This window comes from Janthinobacterium kochi (assembly GCF_051380715.1).
Classification (GTDB): domain Bacteria; phylum Pseudomonadota; class Gammaproteobacteria; order Burkholderiales; family Burkholderiaceae_D; genus Janthinobacterium.
In genome coordinates this window covers 120981-136888 of the sequence record NZ_JBNYXO010000001.1, presented here as the reverse complement: position 1 = coordinate 136888, position 15908 = coordinate 120981, and the positions used below count along the sequence as shown (strand labels likewise).

17 protein-coding genes are annotated in these 15908 nt (G+C 64.4%); 6 read left to right on the top strand and 11 right to left on the bottom strand.

The window, feature by feature from the left end; translation table 11 throughout:
- The first annotated feature begins 47 nt into the window (after positions 1 to 47).
- On the top strand, positions 48 to 2135 hold the full coding sequence (gene uvrB, locus ACQ4WL_RS00595; protein WP_436507440.1) for an excinuclease ABC subunit UvrB: 2088 nt from the start codon (positions 48 to 50) through the stop codon (positions 2133 to 2135).
- Positions 2136 to 2170: 35 nt separating this feature from the next.
- Here the strand turns inward: uvrB and ACQ4WL_RS00590 are convergent, their stop codons facing one another.
- Positions 2171 to 2668, bottom strand: a complete 498-nt coding sequence (locus ACQ4WL_RS00590) for a DUF3224 domain-containing protein (RefSeq protein WP_436507438.1) — start codon at positions 2666 to 2668, stop codon at positions 2171 to 2173.
- Positions 2669 to 2724: 56 nt separating this feature from the next.
- Here ACQ4WL_RS00590 and ACQ4WL_RS00585 point away from each other — a divergent pair, with 56 nt between their 5' ends.
- A complete protein-coding gene (locus tag ACQ4WL_RS00585; protein ID WP_436507437.1) occupies positions 2725 to 3567 on the top strand; it encodes a DUF6597 domain-containing transcriptional factor in 843 nt (280 codons plus the stop codon).
- Here ACQ4WL_RS00585 and denD read toward each other — a convergent pair.
- The 6 genes from denD to ACQ4WL_RS00555 are packed head-to-tail and all read right to left on the bottom strand — an operon-like array spanning position 3564 to position 9578.
- Positions 3564 to 4541 (bottom strand): D-erythronate dehydrogenase, encoded by a 978-nt coding sequence (gene denD / locus ACQ4WL_RS00580; RefSeq protein ID WP_436507436.1) that lies wholly within the window; start codon positions 4539 to 4541, stop codon positions 3564 to 3566. The two genes, ACQ4WL_RS00585 and denD, sit on opposite strands and share 4 nt — an antisense overlap.
- Positions 4542 to 4543: 2 nt before the next feature.
- Positions 4544 to 5335, bottom strand: a complete 792-nt coding sequence (gene otnI / locus ACQ4WL_RS00575) for a 2-oxo-tetronate isomerase (RefSeq protein ID WP_436507434.1) — start codon at positions 5333 to 5335, stop codon at positions 4544 to 4546.
- 18 nt (positions 5336 to 5353) lie between these two features.
- The gene (otnC, locus tag ACQ4WL_RS00570; protein ID WP_436507433.1) at positions 5354 to 6019 is read right to left on the bottom strand and encodes a 3-oxo-tetronate 4-phosphate decarboxylase; all 666 of its coding nucleotides are present in this window, start codon (positions 6017 to 6019) and stop codon (positions 5354 to 5356) included.
- Positions 6016 to 7317 carry a 3-oxo-tetronate kinase gene (gene otnK, locus ACQ4WL_RS00565; protein WP_436507431.1) on the bottom strand — a complete coding sequence of 434 codons (1302 nt, stop codon included), beginning with the start codon at positions 7315 to 7317 and terminating at the stop codon, positions 6016 to 6018. Before otnK ends, otnC begins: the two co-directional genes overlap by 4 nt.
- Positions 7318 to 7338: 21 nt before the next feature.
- Complete coding sequence (gene ltnD / locus ACQ4WL_RS00560) at positions 7339 to 8238, bottom strand: L-threonate dehydrogenase (RefSeq protein WP_436507429.1); 900 nt, start codon at positions 8236 to 8238, stop codon at positions 7339 to 7341.
- An 11-nt stretch (positions 8239 to 8249) separates the two neighbouring features.
- Positions 8250 to 9578, bottom strand: a complete 1329-nt coding sequence (locus ACQ4WL_RS00555; RefSeq protein ID WP_071076292.1) for an MFS transporter — start codon at positions 9576 to 9578, stop codon at positions 8250 to 8252.
- Positions 9579 to 9736: 158 nt separating this feature from the next.
- Between ACQ4WL_RS00555 and ACQ4WL_RS00550 the strand changes: the two genes are divergently transcribed.
- Positions 9737 to 10579, top strand: a complete 843-nt coding sequence (locus ACQ4WL_RS00550) for a FadR/GntR family transcriptional regulator (RefSeq protein ID WP_436507427.1) — start codon at positions 9737 to 9739, stop codon at positions 10577 to 10579.
- 11 nt (positions 10580 to 10590) lie between these two features.
- Here the strand turns inward: ACQ4WL_RS00550 and ACQ4WL_RS00545 are convergent, their stop codons facing one another.
- Complete coding sequence (locus tag ACQ4WL_RS00545; RefSeq protein WP_436507426.1) at positions 10591 to 11217, bottom strand: flavin reductase family protein; 627 nt, start codon at positions 11215 to 11217, stop codon at positions 10591 to 10593.
- A 207-nt stretch (positions 11218 to 11424) separates the two neighbouring features.
- On the opposite strand from ACQ4WL_RS00545, the gene ACQ4WL_RS00540 reads away from it, so the two are divergent.
- The 3 genes from ACQ4WL_RS00540 (at position 11425) to ACQ4WL_RS00530 (ending at position 14137) form a co-directional block, all read left to right on the top strand.
- The gene (locus ACQ4WL_RS00540) at positions 11425 to 12486 is read left to right on the top strand and encodes an AI-2E family transporter (RefSeq protein ID WP_436507425.1); all 1062 of its coding nucleotides are present in this window, start codon (positions 11425 to 11427) and stop codon (positions 12484 to 12486) included.
- 116 nt (positions 12487 to 12602) lie between these two features.
- The gene (locus ACQ4WL_RS00535) at positions 12603 to 13352 is read left to right on the top strand and encodes a hypothetical protein (RefSeq protein WP_436507423.1); all 750 of its coding nucleotides are present in this window, start codon (positions 12603 to 12605) and stop codon (positions 13350 to 13352) included.
- Between the two features lie 125 nt (positions 13353 to 13477).
- Complete coding sequence (locus ACQ4WL_RS00530) at positions 13478 to 14137, top strand: glutathione S-transferase family protein (protein WP_436507422.1); 660 nt, start codon at positions 13478 to 13480, stop codon at positions 14135 to 14137.
- Between the two features lie 6 nt (positions 14138 to 14143).
- On the opposite strand, the gene ACQ4WL_RS00525 is transcribed toward ACQ4WL_RS00530, so the two are convergent.
- Genes ACQ4WL_RS00525 through ACQ4WL_RS00515 form a run of 3 tightly spaced genes read right to left on the bottom strand, consistent with a single transcriptional unit; the run spans position 14144 to position 15878 of the window.
- A complete protein-coding gene (locus ACQ4WL_RS00525; RefSeq protein ID WP_034789018.1) occupies positions 14144 to 14449 on the bottom strand; it encodes an NIPSNAP family protein in 306 nt (101 codons plus the stop codon).
- A complete protein-coding gene (locus ACQ4WL_RS00520; protein ID WP_436507420.1) occupies positions 14446 to 15372 on the bottom strand; it encodes a WD40 repeat domain-containing protein in 927 nt (308 codons plus the stop codon). Before ACQ4WL_RS00520 ends, ACQ4WL_RS00525 begins: the two co-directional genes overlap by 4 nt.
- Positions 15369 to 15878 carry a GNAT family N-acetyltransferase gene (locus tag ACQ4WL_RS00515; protein WP_436507419.1) on the bottom strand — a complete coding sequence of 170 codons (510 nt, stop codon included), beginning with the start codon at positions 15876 to 15878 and terminating at the stop codon, positions 15369 to 15371. The genes ACQ4WL_RS00520 and ACQ4WL_RS00515 overlap by 4 nt, the downstream gene beginning before the upstream one ends.
- Positions 15879 to 15908: the final 30 nt, after the last annotated feature.

Here is a 15908-nt window from a genome sequence, read left to right as displayed (position 1 = left end):
CGCCAGGGCCGCCAGCAGAGCACTATTCTAACAAAGGTCTGATTCACATGCCCGAATTATCTACCGCCAGCGAGGCGGAAAGCGCAATTATCTCTTTCCCGGATTCCCCCTTCAAGCTGCACCAGCCCTTCTCTCCGGCCGGCGATCAGCCGGCGGCGATCACCCAGTTGTCCGAGGGCATCGCCGATGGCCTGGCCTTCCAGACCCTGCTGGGCGTGACCGGTTCCGGCAAGACCTACACCATGGCCAACGTCATCGCGCGCATGGGCCGGCCCGCCATCGTCTTCGCACCCAACAAGACACTGGCGGCGCAGCTGTACAGCGAGTTCCGTGACTTTTTCCCGCAAAACGCGGTCGAATACTTCGTCAGCTACTATGATTACTACCAGCCGGAAGCCTACGTGCCGCAGCGCGACCTGTTCATCGAAAAGGACTCGTCGATCAACGAGCATATCGAGCAGATGCGCCTGTCGTGCACCAAGTCGCTGATGGAGCGGCGCGACGTCATCATCGTCGCCACCGTCTCGGCCATCTACGGTATCGGTAATCCGAACGAATACCACCAGATGATTTTGACGTTGCGCGTAAAAGACAGGGTCAGCCAGCGCGACGTCATCGCGCGCCTGATCCAGATGCAGTACACGCGCAACGAGGTCGACTTCGGCCGCGGCACCTTCCGCGTGCGCGGCGATACCATCGACATCTTCCCCGCCGAGCATGCGGAACTGGCCGTGCGCCTGGAAATGTTCGACGACGAGATCGAATCGATCCAGCTGTTCGACCCGCTGACGGGCCGCGTGCGGCAAAAAATCCCCCGCTTCACCGTGTACCCGGGTTCGCACTACGTGACGCCCCGCTCCACCGTGCTGCGCGCCGTGGAAACCATCAAGGACGAGCTGCGCGAGCGCCTCGAGTTCTTCCGCAAGGAAAATAAACTGATCGAGGAGCAGCGGCTGGAACAGCGTACGCGCTTCGACCTGGAAATGATGGCCGAAATCGGTTTCACCAAGGGCATCGAGAACTATTCGCGCCACCTGTCCGGCGCGCTGCCGGGCGAACCGCCGCCCACCCTGGTCGACTACCTGCCGCCCGACGCGCTGATGTTCCTCGACGAGTCCCACGTGCTGACGGGCCAGCTGAGCGCCATGTACAACGGCGACCGTTCGCGCAAGACCAACCTGGTCGACTACGGCTTCCGCCTGCCGTCGGCGCTCGACAACCGGCCCTTGAAATTCGAGGAATTCGAGCAGAAGATGCGCCAGACGGTGTTCGTCTCGGCCACGCCGGGCGACTACGAAAAAAACCATTCCGACCAGGTGGTCGAACAGGTCGTGCGCCCCACGGGCCTGGTCGACCCGCAAATCATCGTGCGCCCCGCCAGCAGCCAGGTGGACGACCTGATGTCGGAAATCGTCGAGCGCATCAAGAAGGATGAGCGCGTGCTGGTGACCACGCTCACCAAGCGCATGTCGGAGCAATTGACGGAATACCTGGGCGACCATGGCATCAAGGTGCGCTACCTGCACAGCGATATCGAAACGGTGGAACGCGTGGAAATCCTGCGCGACCTGCGCCTGGGCACCTTCGACGTGCTGGTGGGGATCAACCTGCTGCGCGAGGGCCTGGACTTGCCGGAAGTGTCGCTGGTCGCCATCCTCGACGCGGACAAGGAAGGCTTCTTGCGCTCCGAGCGCAGCCTGATCCAGACCATCGGGCGCGCCGCGCGTAACCTGAACGGCACGGCGATCCTGTACGGCGACCGCATCACGGACTCCATGCGCCGCGCCATCGACGAGACGGAACGCCGCCGCGCCAAGCAGATTGCCTTCAACACGGCCAACAACATCATCCCGATCGGCGTGAAAAAATCGATCCGCGAAATGATCGACGGCGTCTACAGCCCGCAGGAAGCGCGCGACAATCTGCAAGTGGCGCAGGAAGCGGCGAAGTTCGAATCCATGAGCGAGAAGCAGGTCAGCAAGGAAATCAAGCGCCTGGAAAAACTGATGCTCGACCACGCCAAGAACCTGGAGTTCGAAAAGGCGGCGCAGGTCCGCGACCAGCTGCACATCCTCAAGCAGCAGCTGTTCGGCGCACCGGGCACCGACAATGTGGCGTCGATACTGGGCAAATAAACGGCCATCCGTGCCGGGGCCGTGCCTTGGCCCGCTTACGGCTCCGGCAGCGAGTAATCGATGTCGTAGAAATGCTGGCCATTTTCAATGCGGATGGCCAGCGTGCCGCTGATACCCGTCAGCTGCCCGGTACCGGAATGCGGCACGATCACGATGCTCAGCTCCTGCCTGCCGTCGGCCATGGTGCCGAAATGCTGCGCCACGAAGCTGCCTTCCCTGCCCTGCAGGGTTCCCGTGATGGCTTCCATGGCGACATAGCCGGCCGCGCCCTTGGTGTCGGTGACGGCATTGAGCATCTCGCCCTTGGCAATGGCGACAAGATCGCCTGCATAGACTTTGTCGAGCAGTACCTTGCCCAAGGTCGTGCGCCCCGCGCGCTGCGGCGCTGCGGCCGGCGTCATGGTGATGCTAAAACTTCCTGTGGCGTGCGCGTGCATGCGATGATCTCCCTCTGTAGACGAGGCGGCGCCGGCTGGCGCCACCGATAGACAACATGCGGCCAGCACCAGGCCCGCCAAGCTGTGTGATTTCATGATTCCCTTTCCTTCAATACGAGAGAACCATCCTAGTGCCGCGCAGGAGACAAATATTGGATAAAACCGACAGCACGATGAATCTGCTCGCCGCGCGCGGCCAGGCGCCGAAAGGTATCGTCGACCCGCAGGCGGCGGCGCGCCGCATACGCCTGGCGACCTATCCACCGGCCGCCGCGCTGGTGCCGTTTGTCGAGTATTTCTGGGTCGTCGAATGGGACAGGCGGGGCCTGGCGCCGGAGACGCAGCGCGTGCTGCCCTACCCGAACGCCCACCTGGTATTCGACCTTGGGCGCACCGCCATCCATGGCGTGGTGCACGGCGCCTTTGACAGGCCTTTAGTCGGTGCAGGCAAAGTATTGGGCGTGCGTTTCGCGCCGGGCGGCCTGCGCCCGTTCATCACGCAGCCACTGTCGACCTTCACCGACACGACCATCGCCGCCGATGCGCTGCTCGGCATGCCGGCAACGCAGGCCGAGGTGCGGGTGTTAGGCGAGTCCGACGATCTGGCCATGGTGGCGCAGGTGCAGGCACTGCTGCTGACAAGGCTGCCGCAGGTCGATGACGCCGCCCTCTTGGCCGCCAGGCTGACGGCTGCCGCGGCGGCCCACAACGGCCCGGCGAGCGTAGCGCAGCTGTGCGAAAAAATGGCCATCGGCGAACGCCGGCTGCAGCGCCTGTTTGCCAACTACGTGGGCGTGCCGCCGAAATGGGTGATCCAGCGCTACCGCCTGCAGGAAGCGATCTGGCGCCTGGCGCAGCCCGATGCGCCCGACCTGGCCAGCCTGGCGCATGCACTCGGCTTTTTTGACCAGGCCCATTTCAGCCGCAGTTTTGCGGAACTGGTGGGCAGCACACCGTTCGACTATCGCCGCTCGCAGCTGCCCAAGTCAGTCTAAGCAGCCGCGTTGACGTCGTCCATGTACGCACGGATGATGCTGGCGAAATCCGCATCAGCCGTCAAGCCCAGCGCTTCGGCGCGCGCCGTGTCCCAGGCGCCGGGCCAGCTCTTCACGATGCGCTCGACGGCCGGATCGGGCGCGTGACTGATGCGGGCCGTCACGTCGCTGCCGGCCACGTCTTCAAGTGCCGCGATCATCTCGCCCACGCTGACGCTCAAGCCCGGCAAGTTCACCGTACGGCTGGCGCCAAACATCTCGCCCGCCAGCTCGTGGCCGGCGATCAGGGAGGCGATGGCGCCGCGCGGCGACAGCAGCCACAGACGCAAATCGGTCGCCACGGGGCAGACAGCCGCTTCACCGTTCAAGGGTTCGCGGATGATGCCGCTGGCGAACGAGGACGCCGCCTTGTTCGGCTTGCCGGGACGCACGCTGATGGTCGGCAGGCGCAGCACGCGCCCGTCGACAAAGCCGCGGCGGCTGTAATCGTTGAGCAGCAATTCGCCGATGGCCTTTTGCGCGCCATACGACGACTGGGGATTCAGAGCCGTCGTATCCTGCACCACGTCCGGCAGCTTGCCGCCATACACGGCCACGGAGCTGGTAAACACGACCTTCGGCTTGTGCCCAAGTTCGCGGCAGATGTCGAGCAGCAAACGCGAAGCATCGAGGTTGATGCGCATGCCCAGTTCGAAATCGGCTTCCGCCTGGCCGCTGACGATGGCGGCCAGGTGAAAGATGGATGCCGTCTGCGCATCGAGGGTGGCGCGCATCAGGGCACCGTCAGCGATATCGCCCGTGACCACCTTGACGCGCGCATCGTTGAAGTCATGCGCGGCCACCACGTCGACCAATACCAGCTCGCTGATGGTCTGCAACTGGCCGTGGCTGTCCGTCAGCTGGCCTTGCGCCAGCAACTGGCGCGCCAGGCGCTGTCCCAGGAAACCGGCGCCGCCGGTAATGAGAACTTTCATCTTCATGCTCCTTGTTTGTTGTTATAAGCGGCAAGCCAACCCAGGCCATCCTCGGTGCGCCCGCGCGGACGGTATTCGCAGCCGATCCAGCCCTCATAGCCCAGGTCATCGAGCAGGGTGTACAAAAACGGGTAATTGACTTCGCCATCGTCAGGTTCGTTGCGCGCAGGGACGCTGGCGATCTGCACGTGGCCGATGCCGTCGAAGTTGTTCTTGAACGTCATGGCGATATCGCCCTCGACGATCTGCGTGTGGTAAAAATCCATCTGCACCTTGACGTTGGGTGCGCCCGATTCCAGGCGCAGCGCATGGCCCTGCGCCTGCGTGACGAGGAAGTAGCCGGGCATGTCGCGCCCGTTGATCGGTTCGATCAAGAGTTCGACGCCATGCTCGCCCACGGCCTTCGCCGCGTACTGCAGGTTGGCCAGGTAGGTGGCGCGGTGCAGCGCGAGGTCGGCGCCCACGGGCAGCAGGCCTGCCATCATGTGTACGCGTGGCGTGCCCAGTGCCAGCGCATACTCGATGCCACGCGTCACGCCGGCACGGAATTCCGCTTCGCGGCCCGGCAGCGAGGCGATGCCACGCTCGCCAGCCGCCCAGTCGCCCGGCGGCAGGTTAAACAGCACGTTCTGCAAGCCGTGCTCGCGCAGCCAGCCGGCTACCTCCTGCGGTGCGTAATCGTAAGGGAACAGAAATTCGACGCCCTGGAAACCCGCTTGCGCGGCGGCGGCAAAGCGCTGCGGGAAAGGCACTTCATTGAACATCATGGTCAGATTGGCGGCAAAGCGGGGCATGCGTATCTCCTGGATTTCTTATATGTCGAGTTTGAATGTGTGTTTCAGGTCCGCGATCTGTTCCGCGTCGAGCGGGCGCGTGGGTACATCACGCAGCAGCAGGAACAGCTTGGCCGTCTCTTCCAGTTCCTCGGCCGCATACACGGCCGCTTCCAGGCTGGTGCCCGAGACCACGGGACCGTGATTGGCCAGCAGCACGGCCGAGTGCTTGCGCGCCATGGCGCCGATCGCGCCGGCCAGCGCCGGGTCGCCCGGACGGTGGTACGGCACGAGCGGCAAGCGCCCCACCTTCATCACAAAATATGGCGTGAGCGGCGGGATGCAATCGTCATGGTTCAAGCCGCACATGCACGACACGGCGGCCGAATGCGTGGAATGCAAGTGCACGATGGCGCCGGCGCTGCCGCGCTCTTCGTACATGGCGCGGTGCAAAAATGCCTCTTTTGACGGCGGCGCACCGCTGATCAGGTTGCCGTCCCAATCGAGCTTGGACAATTGCGCGGGATCGAGCCGCCCCAGGCTGGCATTCGTGGGCGTGAGCAGCCAGCCGTCGGACAGGCGCACGCTCAGGTTGCCGCTGCTGCCCGCCGTCAGGCCCCGCTCGAACAGGGACTTGCCGAAATCGACGATCTGCTCGCGCTGGCGCATCTCTTCCGGAGAAGTATGAAACGCAGCGGTACTCATGCCAGCACCTGCCAGGCTTTGCTGAAAAAATCGACCGTGCCGAAATTACCGGACTTGAGTGCCAACACCAAAGGCGCCATGCCATCGTCGCCCGGCGCGGCCAAGGCTTGTGTCCAGGGCACGCCGGGGTCGATCTCTGGCCCGATGCGCAAACCCGCCACGCCCAGCGCCTTGACGACGGCGCCCGAGGTTTCGCCGCCGGCGACGATCAGTTGGCCCACACCGAGGCGCACCAGCCCTTGCGCGATGGCGGCCAGGGCTTCCTCAACGAGGGCGCCGGCCCGCTCCACGCCCAGCTGCGCCTGCACGGCGCGCACGGCGTCCGGCGTGGCCGTGGCATAGATCAAGACAGGGCCTTGCGCCAGATGCGCGCCAGCCCATTCCAGTGCCTGCTCCACCACGGCGTCCACCACCTCACCTCCCGCGGCAAGCTGCAGCGGGTCGACGTGGAATGACGGGGCGCTCTCGCGCACGTGCGCCACCTGCTGCTGCGTGGCCACCGAGCAGCTGCCAGAAATCACGGCGCGAAATCCGGAGGCCGGCGGCAGGCGCCCTGCCTGTCCCGCAGGCGATGGCGACAACTGGCCCCGCTGGCGGAAATTCTGCGGCAGTCCCAGCGCGATGCCGGAGCCGCCCGTAATCAGTTTCAAGTCGGCGCAGGCGGCGCCGATCGCTTCCAGGTCGCGGTTAGAGACGGCATCGACGACGGCAAAATGGCAGCCCTGGCCACGCAAGTCCGTGAAGCGCTGGGCGATGGCGGCGGCGCCCTTCTCCACCACGGAGAAATCGGCCAGGCCCACTTTTGACGTCACCTGCTGCTGCAGCACGCGCACCAGGTTGGAATCCGTCATCGGCGTCAAGGGATGGTCGCGCATGCCTGACTCGGCCAGCGGCACGTCGCCGACGAACAGATTGCCCTTGTAGATGGTGCGGCCATTCGCGGGGAACGCGGGGCAGGCAATCGTGAAGTCCGTGTCGAGCGCCCGCATCAACGCCTCGGTCACGGGACCGATATTGCCGCGCGGCGTGGAGTCGAACGTGGAGCAGTACTTGAAGTAAAACTGGCGGCATCCGGCCTGCTGCAGCCAGGCCAGCGCGGCCAGCGACTCGGCCACCGCGTCTTCAGGTGCATTCGTGCGCGACTTGAGGGCGATGACGACGGCATCGACGTCGCCAGGTGGCGGCCCTTGCGGCACGCCGATCAATTGCACCGTGCGCATGCCGGCCTTGACCAGCATGCCGGCCAGGTCGGTGCCACCCGTGAAGTCGTCGGCGATACATCCCAGTAGTACGGTCATGATGGTTCCTTGTTGATTCAGTTACGCTTTCGCTGGCAATGTAATTCCAGGGAAAAGCTTGATGACGGCGGCGTCGTCCTCGCCGCCAAAACCGGCGGCCGACGCCTGCATGAACATCTGGTGCGCCGTGGCCGACAGCGGCAATGGAAACACGCTTTTTTTCGCGTAATCGAGCACGATGCCCAGGTCTTTCACAAAAATATTCACGGCCGACAGCGGCGTGTAGTCGCCCTTCAGGATGTGCGGCACCCTGTTCTGGAACATCCAGGAACTGCCGGCGCTGTTGGAAATGACTTCGTACAGAGCATCCGGATCGCAGCCGGCACGCAGGCCCAGCGCCATCGCTTCGGCGGCGGCGGCGATGTGCACGCCGGCCAGCAGCTGGTTGATCATCTTGACTTTCGAGCCCTGCCCCGGCTGTTCGCCCAGGCGGTACAGCATGGCGCAGATGGCGTCAAAAATACCGGCGCAGGCGTCAAACGCATCGGGCGCGCCGGCCGCCATCACCGACATTTCGCCGGCAGCCGCCTTGGCAGCGCCGCCGGAAATAGGCGCGTCGATGAAGCGCAATCCCATGGTCGCCAGGCGCGCGCCGAGCGCTTCGGCAAACTCCGGCGCCACGGTGGCACAGGCGATGACCACGCTGCCCGGTGCCAGGGCGCTGGCCGCGCCCTGCTCTCCAAACAGTACGGCTTCCGTCTGCTGCGCATTGACGACGACGATCAGCAGCGCCTGCACCTGCGCCGCCAGCGCGGCAGGCGACGCGGCAGCCCGGGCGCCCAGCTCCACCAGCTTTTGCACGGTCTCGGGCCGCACATCGCAGGCATGCACTTCAAAACCGGCGCGCAGCAGCGATTGGGCGATGCCCATGCCCATGGCGCCCAGGCCGATCACGCCCACTTTCTCGATTGTTGCAGTCATTGTTTACTCCATTATTTATTTACGAGCTTGGCCGGCACCCGCATGATGATAAAGGCACCAAACACGAGGATGCCGGCCAGCAGGTAGATGGCGATATCGGTCGACTGGGTCAAGTCCTTGATGGAGCCGATCATGTACGGCGCCGCGAAGCCGGCCAGGTTACCCACCGAATTGATGGCGGCGATGCCGGCAGCGGCCGAGACGCCACCGAGGAAGGCCGTCGGCAAGCTCCAGAACATGGGCGAGGCAGCCAGGATGCCACCGGCGGCGATCGTCAGGAAGAAGATGGCCCAGCCCGTGTTGTGGGCACCTGCCAGCGCGCTGCAGACGATGGCGGCGGCACCCACCACCAGCGGGATGGCCATGTGCCAGCGGCGTTCGCGGTACTTGTCCGAGCTGCGGCCCAGCAGGATCATGGACGCCACAGCTACCGAATACGGAATCGCGGTGAACAGGCCGATATTGAGCACGCCCGTCACGCCGGCCGCCTTGATCAGGCTGGGCAGCCAGAAGGTCAGCGAATACTGGCCCATCACGCAGCAGAAATAAATCAGGGCCATGACCCAGATGCGCGGATCGGCGAACATGGCGCGGATCGACGGGTGCGAGACCTTGCCCTGCGCTTCCGTGGCGATACGCTGCTCGAGGATGACTTTTTCGTCTTCCGTCAGCCACTTCGCGGCGCGGATGCTGTTATCCAGATACAGCAGCACGGCCACGCCCATCAGCGCGGCGGGAATCGCTTCAAGCACGAACATCCACTGCCAGCCCGCATACCCGTGCCAGCCGGCGAAGGTTTCCATGATCCAGCCCGACAGGGGGCCGCCAATCAGGCCCGCCACGGGAATGGCGGCCATGAAGGTGCACACCATGCGCGCGCGGCGCTCGGATGGATACCAGTAGGTCAGATACAGGATGATGCCCGGGAAGAAGCCCGCCTCGGCGATGCCGAGCAGGAAGCGCATGACGTAGAACTGGGTCGGCGTGGTGACGAACATGAAGGCGCCCGAGATGATGGCCCAGGTAATCATGATGCGGGCGATCCACACGCGCGCGCCGATCTTGTGCAGCATCACGTTGCTGGGCACTTCGAACAGGAAGTAGCCAAGGAAGAACACACCCGCGCCCAGACCGTACACGGTTTCGGAAAACTGCAGGTCGGCCAGCATTTGCAGCTTGGCGAAGCCCACGTTCACACGGTCGAGATAAGCGACGATGTAGCACAGCATGAGGAAGGGAATGATGCGCCAGGTCACCTTGCGGTAGACGGCGTCGTCGATGGTTTTCTGGCTTGCGGCGGCGCCGGCCGGCTGCCCGGGCAATGCTTGTGATACTTCCATGCTTGTCTCCTGATCGCTGGGGGATCGACCGTGCCGGGTTTTTATGGTCCACCGGAGGTGGCTGGCAACTTGTCTAAAATTTGTATGGATGTATATTATGTGTGTGTTTTGTGTGTGTCAAGCTGTATATTCCATATAATGGCAAGCAGGCAAGCCCCATGAGAACCGTTAGCGCAAGGATGCACCCGATGGACCGCACGTTCAGCTTTACCCTTCCCGCGCCGGAGCCCGCCGCGGGCAGTTTCACCACCGGCACCCTGGGTGCGCGCGTGGCGGCCCGGCTGCGCCAGCAGATCCACCACGATGGCCTGGCCGGGGGCACGCGTTTGCCATCGGAGCAAGCGATGGCAAGCCACTTCGGCGTCAGCCGCACGGTGCTGCGCGAAGCCATCGCCCTGCTGCAGGCAGACGGCATCGTCGCCACGCGCAAGGGCAGCGGCACCTTCGTGTGCGCACAGGATGGCGCGAAGACGGGCGAAAGGGGCGATGAGCTGACGGAGCAGTCGGTGCAATCGCTGCTGAACTTGATCGAGGTGCGCCAGGGACTGGAAGCGGAAATCGCCGCGCTGGCGGCCGTGCGGCGCACGCCGGGCCAGCTGGCCGATATCGAACACGCGCTGCGGCGCATCGAGGAAGCCGTGGCGGCCGGTGTCGACGGCGTGGAAGAAGACGTGCGCCTGCACCTGTGCATCGCCGAGGCGACGGGCAACCCCTATTGGCCGAAATTCGTCGCCATGTTCGCCGACCCGATCCGCTCTGCCGTCAAGGTGACGCGCGCGAATGAAGCGCGGCGCACGGACTTTTCCATCGAAGTGCGGCGCGAACATGAAAAAATCGTGCAGGCGATCGCCGCCGGCGACCCGCAGCGGGCGCGCCAGGCAGCCATGGAACACATGCAGCATGCGGCCGAACGCGTACGCCTGGCCGACCGCGAATTCTGGCGCGGCGACGGCGGCGCGCTGGCGCGCACCCTGGGACGCGATCCCATCATGCAGAAATAGCCTGCTCCCGTTCAGGGGTAGCTTGGCCGGCGCATCTGGAACAAGCTGTCCGGACCGATTTCAAAATAATCGGCCGGTCCGCCGCCGCGCAGGATGGGGGCGGCGGCGGCCGTGTCGTACACGCCGTCCTTGAGCAGATGGCGCGCGATATGCACGCCCACCACTTCCCCCAGCACCAGCCAGCTGCCGACGCCGTCGCCCCTGACGCCTTGCAGTTCGATGATCTGCGTGCGCCGGCATTCGAAGGACACGGGGCTTTCGGCCACGCGCGGCACATTCACGATGCGCGAGGCGGCCGGCGTCAAGCCGGCCAGCGCGAATTCGTCGACCTCGGGCGGCGCCGGCGCGCAACTGGCATTCATCGCCTCGGCCAGCGGACGGGTTGCCAGGTTCCACACGAATTCGCCCGTCTGCTCGATATTGCGCAAGGTGTCCTTGCGGCCGATGCTGGAAAAACCGATCAGCGGCGGCGTGTAATTGAAGGCGTTGAAAAAACTGTACGGCGCCAGATTGAGCACGCCATCGCCGCTGCGCGAGGCGATCCAGCCGATCGGACGCGGCCCCACGATGGCGTTGAAGGGATCGTGCGGCAGGCCATGGCCCTGCGCAGGTTCATAAAAGTGAATGGGGTCAAGCACGCGCGCTCCTGAAGTCAAAAGAAGTCAACGGCACCCAGGATGGAGCGCCTGGAACGACAGCTTACTGGAATTGCAGCCACCGCGCTGCCGGCGCGCCGGCGCCAGGCGTGTCCGCGCACAGACTACCAAGGCGACAATTGTATGGCACGCGGCACGCGGCCTCGCTTATGATGAGACAACTCAACCCTTATCATAGCGCTACCGCCCATGCATACCCTCACGCTGCACCAGAAAGTATTCTTGCTCCTCCTGAGCATCGTCACTATCGGCTTCGGCTGGATACTGGCGCCGTATGCGGGCGCCATCTTCTGGGGCGTCGTCCTGGCGATCCTGTTCGCGCCCGTGTACCGCTGGCTGCTGCGGAAAACCAGGGGCCGCGCCGGCCTGGCGTCGCTGCTGACCTTGCTGCTGATCGTCGTCATCGTGATCCTGCCACTGTCGCTCATTTCCGTGTCGCTGGTGAACCAGGCGGCCAGCGTCGTGGAAATGGTACGTTCGGGCGAAATCACGGTCACCATGTTCTTCAATAAAATCATGGCGGTACTGCCGCAATGGTCGATCAACTTGCTCGAGCGCTTCCACTTGAGCAGCCTGGCCAGCCTGCAGGACAAGCTGGCCGAAGGCGCCACGCAGCTGAGCCAGGTGGTGGCGATGAAAGCCATCAATGTGGGCCTGTACACCTTCGAATTCCTCACCAGCCTGTGCATCATGCTGTACCTGCTGTTTTTCCTCATGCGCGATGGCTCGGCCCTGTCGGCCCGCATCAAGGGCGCCGTGCCGCTGAGCCGCAAGTACAAGCAGCGCCTGTTCACCAATTTCACCACGGTGATCCGTGCCACGGTAAAAGGCAACATCCTCGTGGCGATTGCCCAGGGCGCCCTCGGCGGCCTGGCGTTCTGGTTCCTGGAGGTGCCGGCGCCCCTGCTGTGGGCCGTGTTGATGGCCTTCCTGTCGCTGCTGCCGGCCGTCGGCGCCGCCCTCGTCTGGGCGCCCGTGGCCGTCTACTTCCTGGCCACGGGCGCCATCTGGCAAGGCGCAGGCCTGGCCGCCTTCGGCGTCTTCGTCATCGGCCTGGTCGACAACGTGCTGCGCCCCATCCTGGTGGGCAAGGACACCAAGATGCCCGACTACGTGGTGCTGCTGTCGACCGTGGGCGGCATGGCCCTGTTTGGCCTGAACGGCTTCGTCATCGGCCCGGTGGTGGCGGCCCTCTTCATCGCTTCGTGGGACCTGTTCGTCTCGGCCAGCGAATTCCAGGCCGAGGATTGAGGCGTGGCGGCCTGGAATGACGGCTGAACAAAATCATCGCTCAGGCGCATTTTTCAGTACCCTGGGGAGCACCATCCGCGTCCTGCCAAAAACCTGTTTACAGCGCTGTTGCAAATTTGCATACTGGTGCCACCTTCATCACGGCAGGCGTGGAACAGATGCGCATCGACCTTGCACTACAGGAGCATGATTTCTCTCTCGGCCAGCGTCCCCATGGCCGCTACATCGCCGCGATTATCCTGCTGCACCTGGCGCTGTTCTGGCTAGCCACGCGGCCGGCACACACAAGAATCGGGCACGATGACCGGGTCTGGCTGCAGCTGATGCCATCACTGCTGACAACAAGAGCGGTCATTCCACCCACCGAGCCAGATCCGGCGCCGGCACGTCCGCCAGCCCTTCCCTCCAGCGCGGCAAGCGTGTCGCCACCGAAGGAAGCGACGGCATCGGTGCAAGACAAGCCGCAAGACTATGCCCTGCCGGCAGAACCGGTGCCTGCCGCACCCAGGGCCGCCCCCCTCACCCTGGCGCAACAGGCGCTGCAGGCAGCCGGCGCCATCGACCGCCAGCTGCGCGCCGAGCATCCACAGGAGTTCGTGGCGCCGCCCGATACGGCGCACACGCGCCTGGCGAAAGGCTTCGCCGAAGCACATGCGGCAGTCAAGCCGAAGTGGTTCGAAGCAGCGCGTATCGAACTGTGGAGCGCACCAAACGATCCCAAGCGCATCTATCGCGTCATCACGGCGACCGGTGAATACTGCATCTATTTACCGGACAAAGGCAACATGACGCTGAATCTCAGCGCGCGATCCGGCTACGCCGGTTTTGGCGAGGGGACTGCGGCGCCTTGTCCCATCCGGTTCTAACGACGGGTGATGGCGCGTGGCGGCAGGCGCACGAACGGCCCGTATCGCTTGCATTGATCCTGTCCTTGCACTATCGTTGCAGCACGCGCGTGTTGCCAACCTTGCAAAATGACGGGAGATTCACCGTGTCGCTCATACTCTACGGCCATCCCTTTTCCTCGTACACGCAAAAGGTGCTCATTGCCCTGTACGAGAACGCCATACCGTTCGACTTCCGCTGCCTGGCGCCGGACATGCCGCAGCACCTGCAGCAGTGGCTGGAGCGCTGGCCGCTGCGCAAGTTTCCGCTGCTGGTGGATGGGGAGCGCAACGTCGCCGAGACCAGCATCATCATCGAATACCTGCAACTGGCCCATCCCGGCCCGCTGCGCCTGCTGCCGGATGACCCGATGCAGGCGCTGGAAGTGCGCTTTCTCGACCGCTATTTCGACCTGCATGTCATGACACAAGTGCAGCATGCGGTGGGCGCTGCCCTGACTGGTGACCCGGAGAAGGCCCGGGAAGGCCGCGCGTTTGCCGGCGAAAAGCTGGACCTCGCCTACGCCTGGCTGGAAGCCCGCCTGGCCGGCAAGACATGGGCCGCCGGCGAACATTTCAGCCTGGCCGACTGCGCCGCCGCCCCCTCGCTGTTCTATGCGGATTGGACGCAGCCGATTCCCGCAACGCTGCCCCTGCTGCGCGCCTACCGCGCGCGCCTGCTGGCCCGTCCAGCGTTCGCCCGCGCGGTGGAAGAGGGACGCCCGTACCGCCACCTCTCCCCCCTGGGCGCGCCGCAGCGCGATTGAGACGATTCAGCCAAACACCGGCCGGAAAAAACTGCGCTCATAGCTGACGATGCAGCGCGTCTCCTCGGCATAGCGGAAGGCGGCCTGGCATTCCGCATCCTGCATGGAGTCGCTGCGGTACTGTTCGTACAGGGCCAGGCTGGGAAAAGAGAACATGGCCAGCGCGACGTTGCTGGCGCCTTCGGACGGTAAAAAATAACCGTGGTGCTGGCCGCCGAAACGTTCGACCAGCGGTATCCACAGCTTGCCGTAGGCTTCGAATTCCCGCAGTTTGTACGGGTCGATAATGTAGCGCAAATAGCAGGTAATCATGCGGTCTCCTTGTGAAGGTTCAAATCCATCAGCATGCCCGCTTCCCAGGAGCCGATGGCGGCCAGTGGCGAAGCAGGCAAAAAGTCCAGTGCGCATGGATACATAAAAGCGTGTTGTGCCAGGACATCGAGCGCGGGCCAGCCGTAAAACAGCAGCTTGCCCTTGCCGATGCGTCCCAGCGCGCTGCCGTCTGGCAGCCAGCGCAAGGCGTCGCCCGTGCCGCCGCCCGCCTCCACAGGCACCCTGGCCAGCACGCGGCCATCGTCCAGCGCATGCACGGACAGATACTGCGTGCCGCCCGCGTGGTGCAGCATGGCCAGAGACGCTCCATCTGGCGACGGCGCACACGACATCATGCCAGGCAGCGACAGCACCACGCGCGCGCCACCGTCTTGCAAGGGCCAGTCCCACACGCTGCAGTAATCAGGCGGCTGGACCCGCCCCTCGTCCACCGATTTGACGCCGTGCTGGAGCAGCAAACGCCGCCCGCCATCGATGGCGCAGACACCGCGCAGCATCTCGCCCGGATGCTCCTGCGTGAAGAGCACCTCGCCCGTCTGCGCGTCGCGCATCCGCAGACGGCCATCCCAGCCGCCGTCGGCCAGATAGCGGCCGCACGGCGACCACGCGGGACCGCAGCCTTCGCCATCCTTCTTGTTCTGGAAGTTCAGCAGCAACTGGCCCGCCTGGGCATCCACCAAGGCCATCTGGCCCGTCGTGCTCTTGATGGCCAGCCGAGCGCCGTCAGGCGAGAAGGCCATGCCCGACATGTGCGCGATGAATTTGCCGCGCCACAGTTTCTGCCGCGCCGCCACATCCCACAGCACCAGGTCGCGCCCCAGCACGGCCAGGCGCGTGCCATCGGGCGAAAAACGTACGCCGTAGCTGCAGCCCAGCTTCAGGGGCTTGTGCATTGCCGTCATGGGCGCGCCAGGCGGTACACCACGCTGTCGAGGTCGTAGTGGCGCTCCATGCCCGCGTACTGCATGCCCAGGCGCGTCATGACCTTGATCGAGGCGGCATTGTCCGGGTGCGCCACGGCCACCACTTCGGGCGCGCCGACGACGTCGAAGGCATGCGCGACGATGGCGGCGGCGGCCTCGCTGGCATAACCCTTGCCCCAGCCAGAGCGCGCCAGGCGCCAGCCGATTTCATGCGGCTTGGCCTTGTCGCCGCCGATATGCTGCAAGCAGGCCAGTCCCACCAGCACCTCATCTTCGGTACGCATCAAGGCCCACCACGAATAGCCCCACTCGGCCCAGCGCCCCATGATGCGGGCAACGGCGGCGCGCGTGTGCTCTTCCGTCTCCGGCTGGCCCGCATTGAGGTAGGTCATCACTTCGGTATCCGAGTTCATGGCGTGCATGGCGTCGTAATGCTTGTCGGTGACGGGTTCGAGGCGCAGCCGCACCGTGTGCAGAATGGTCATGCCAGATTCCTTCAGACGAAAAAAAAGACG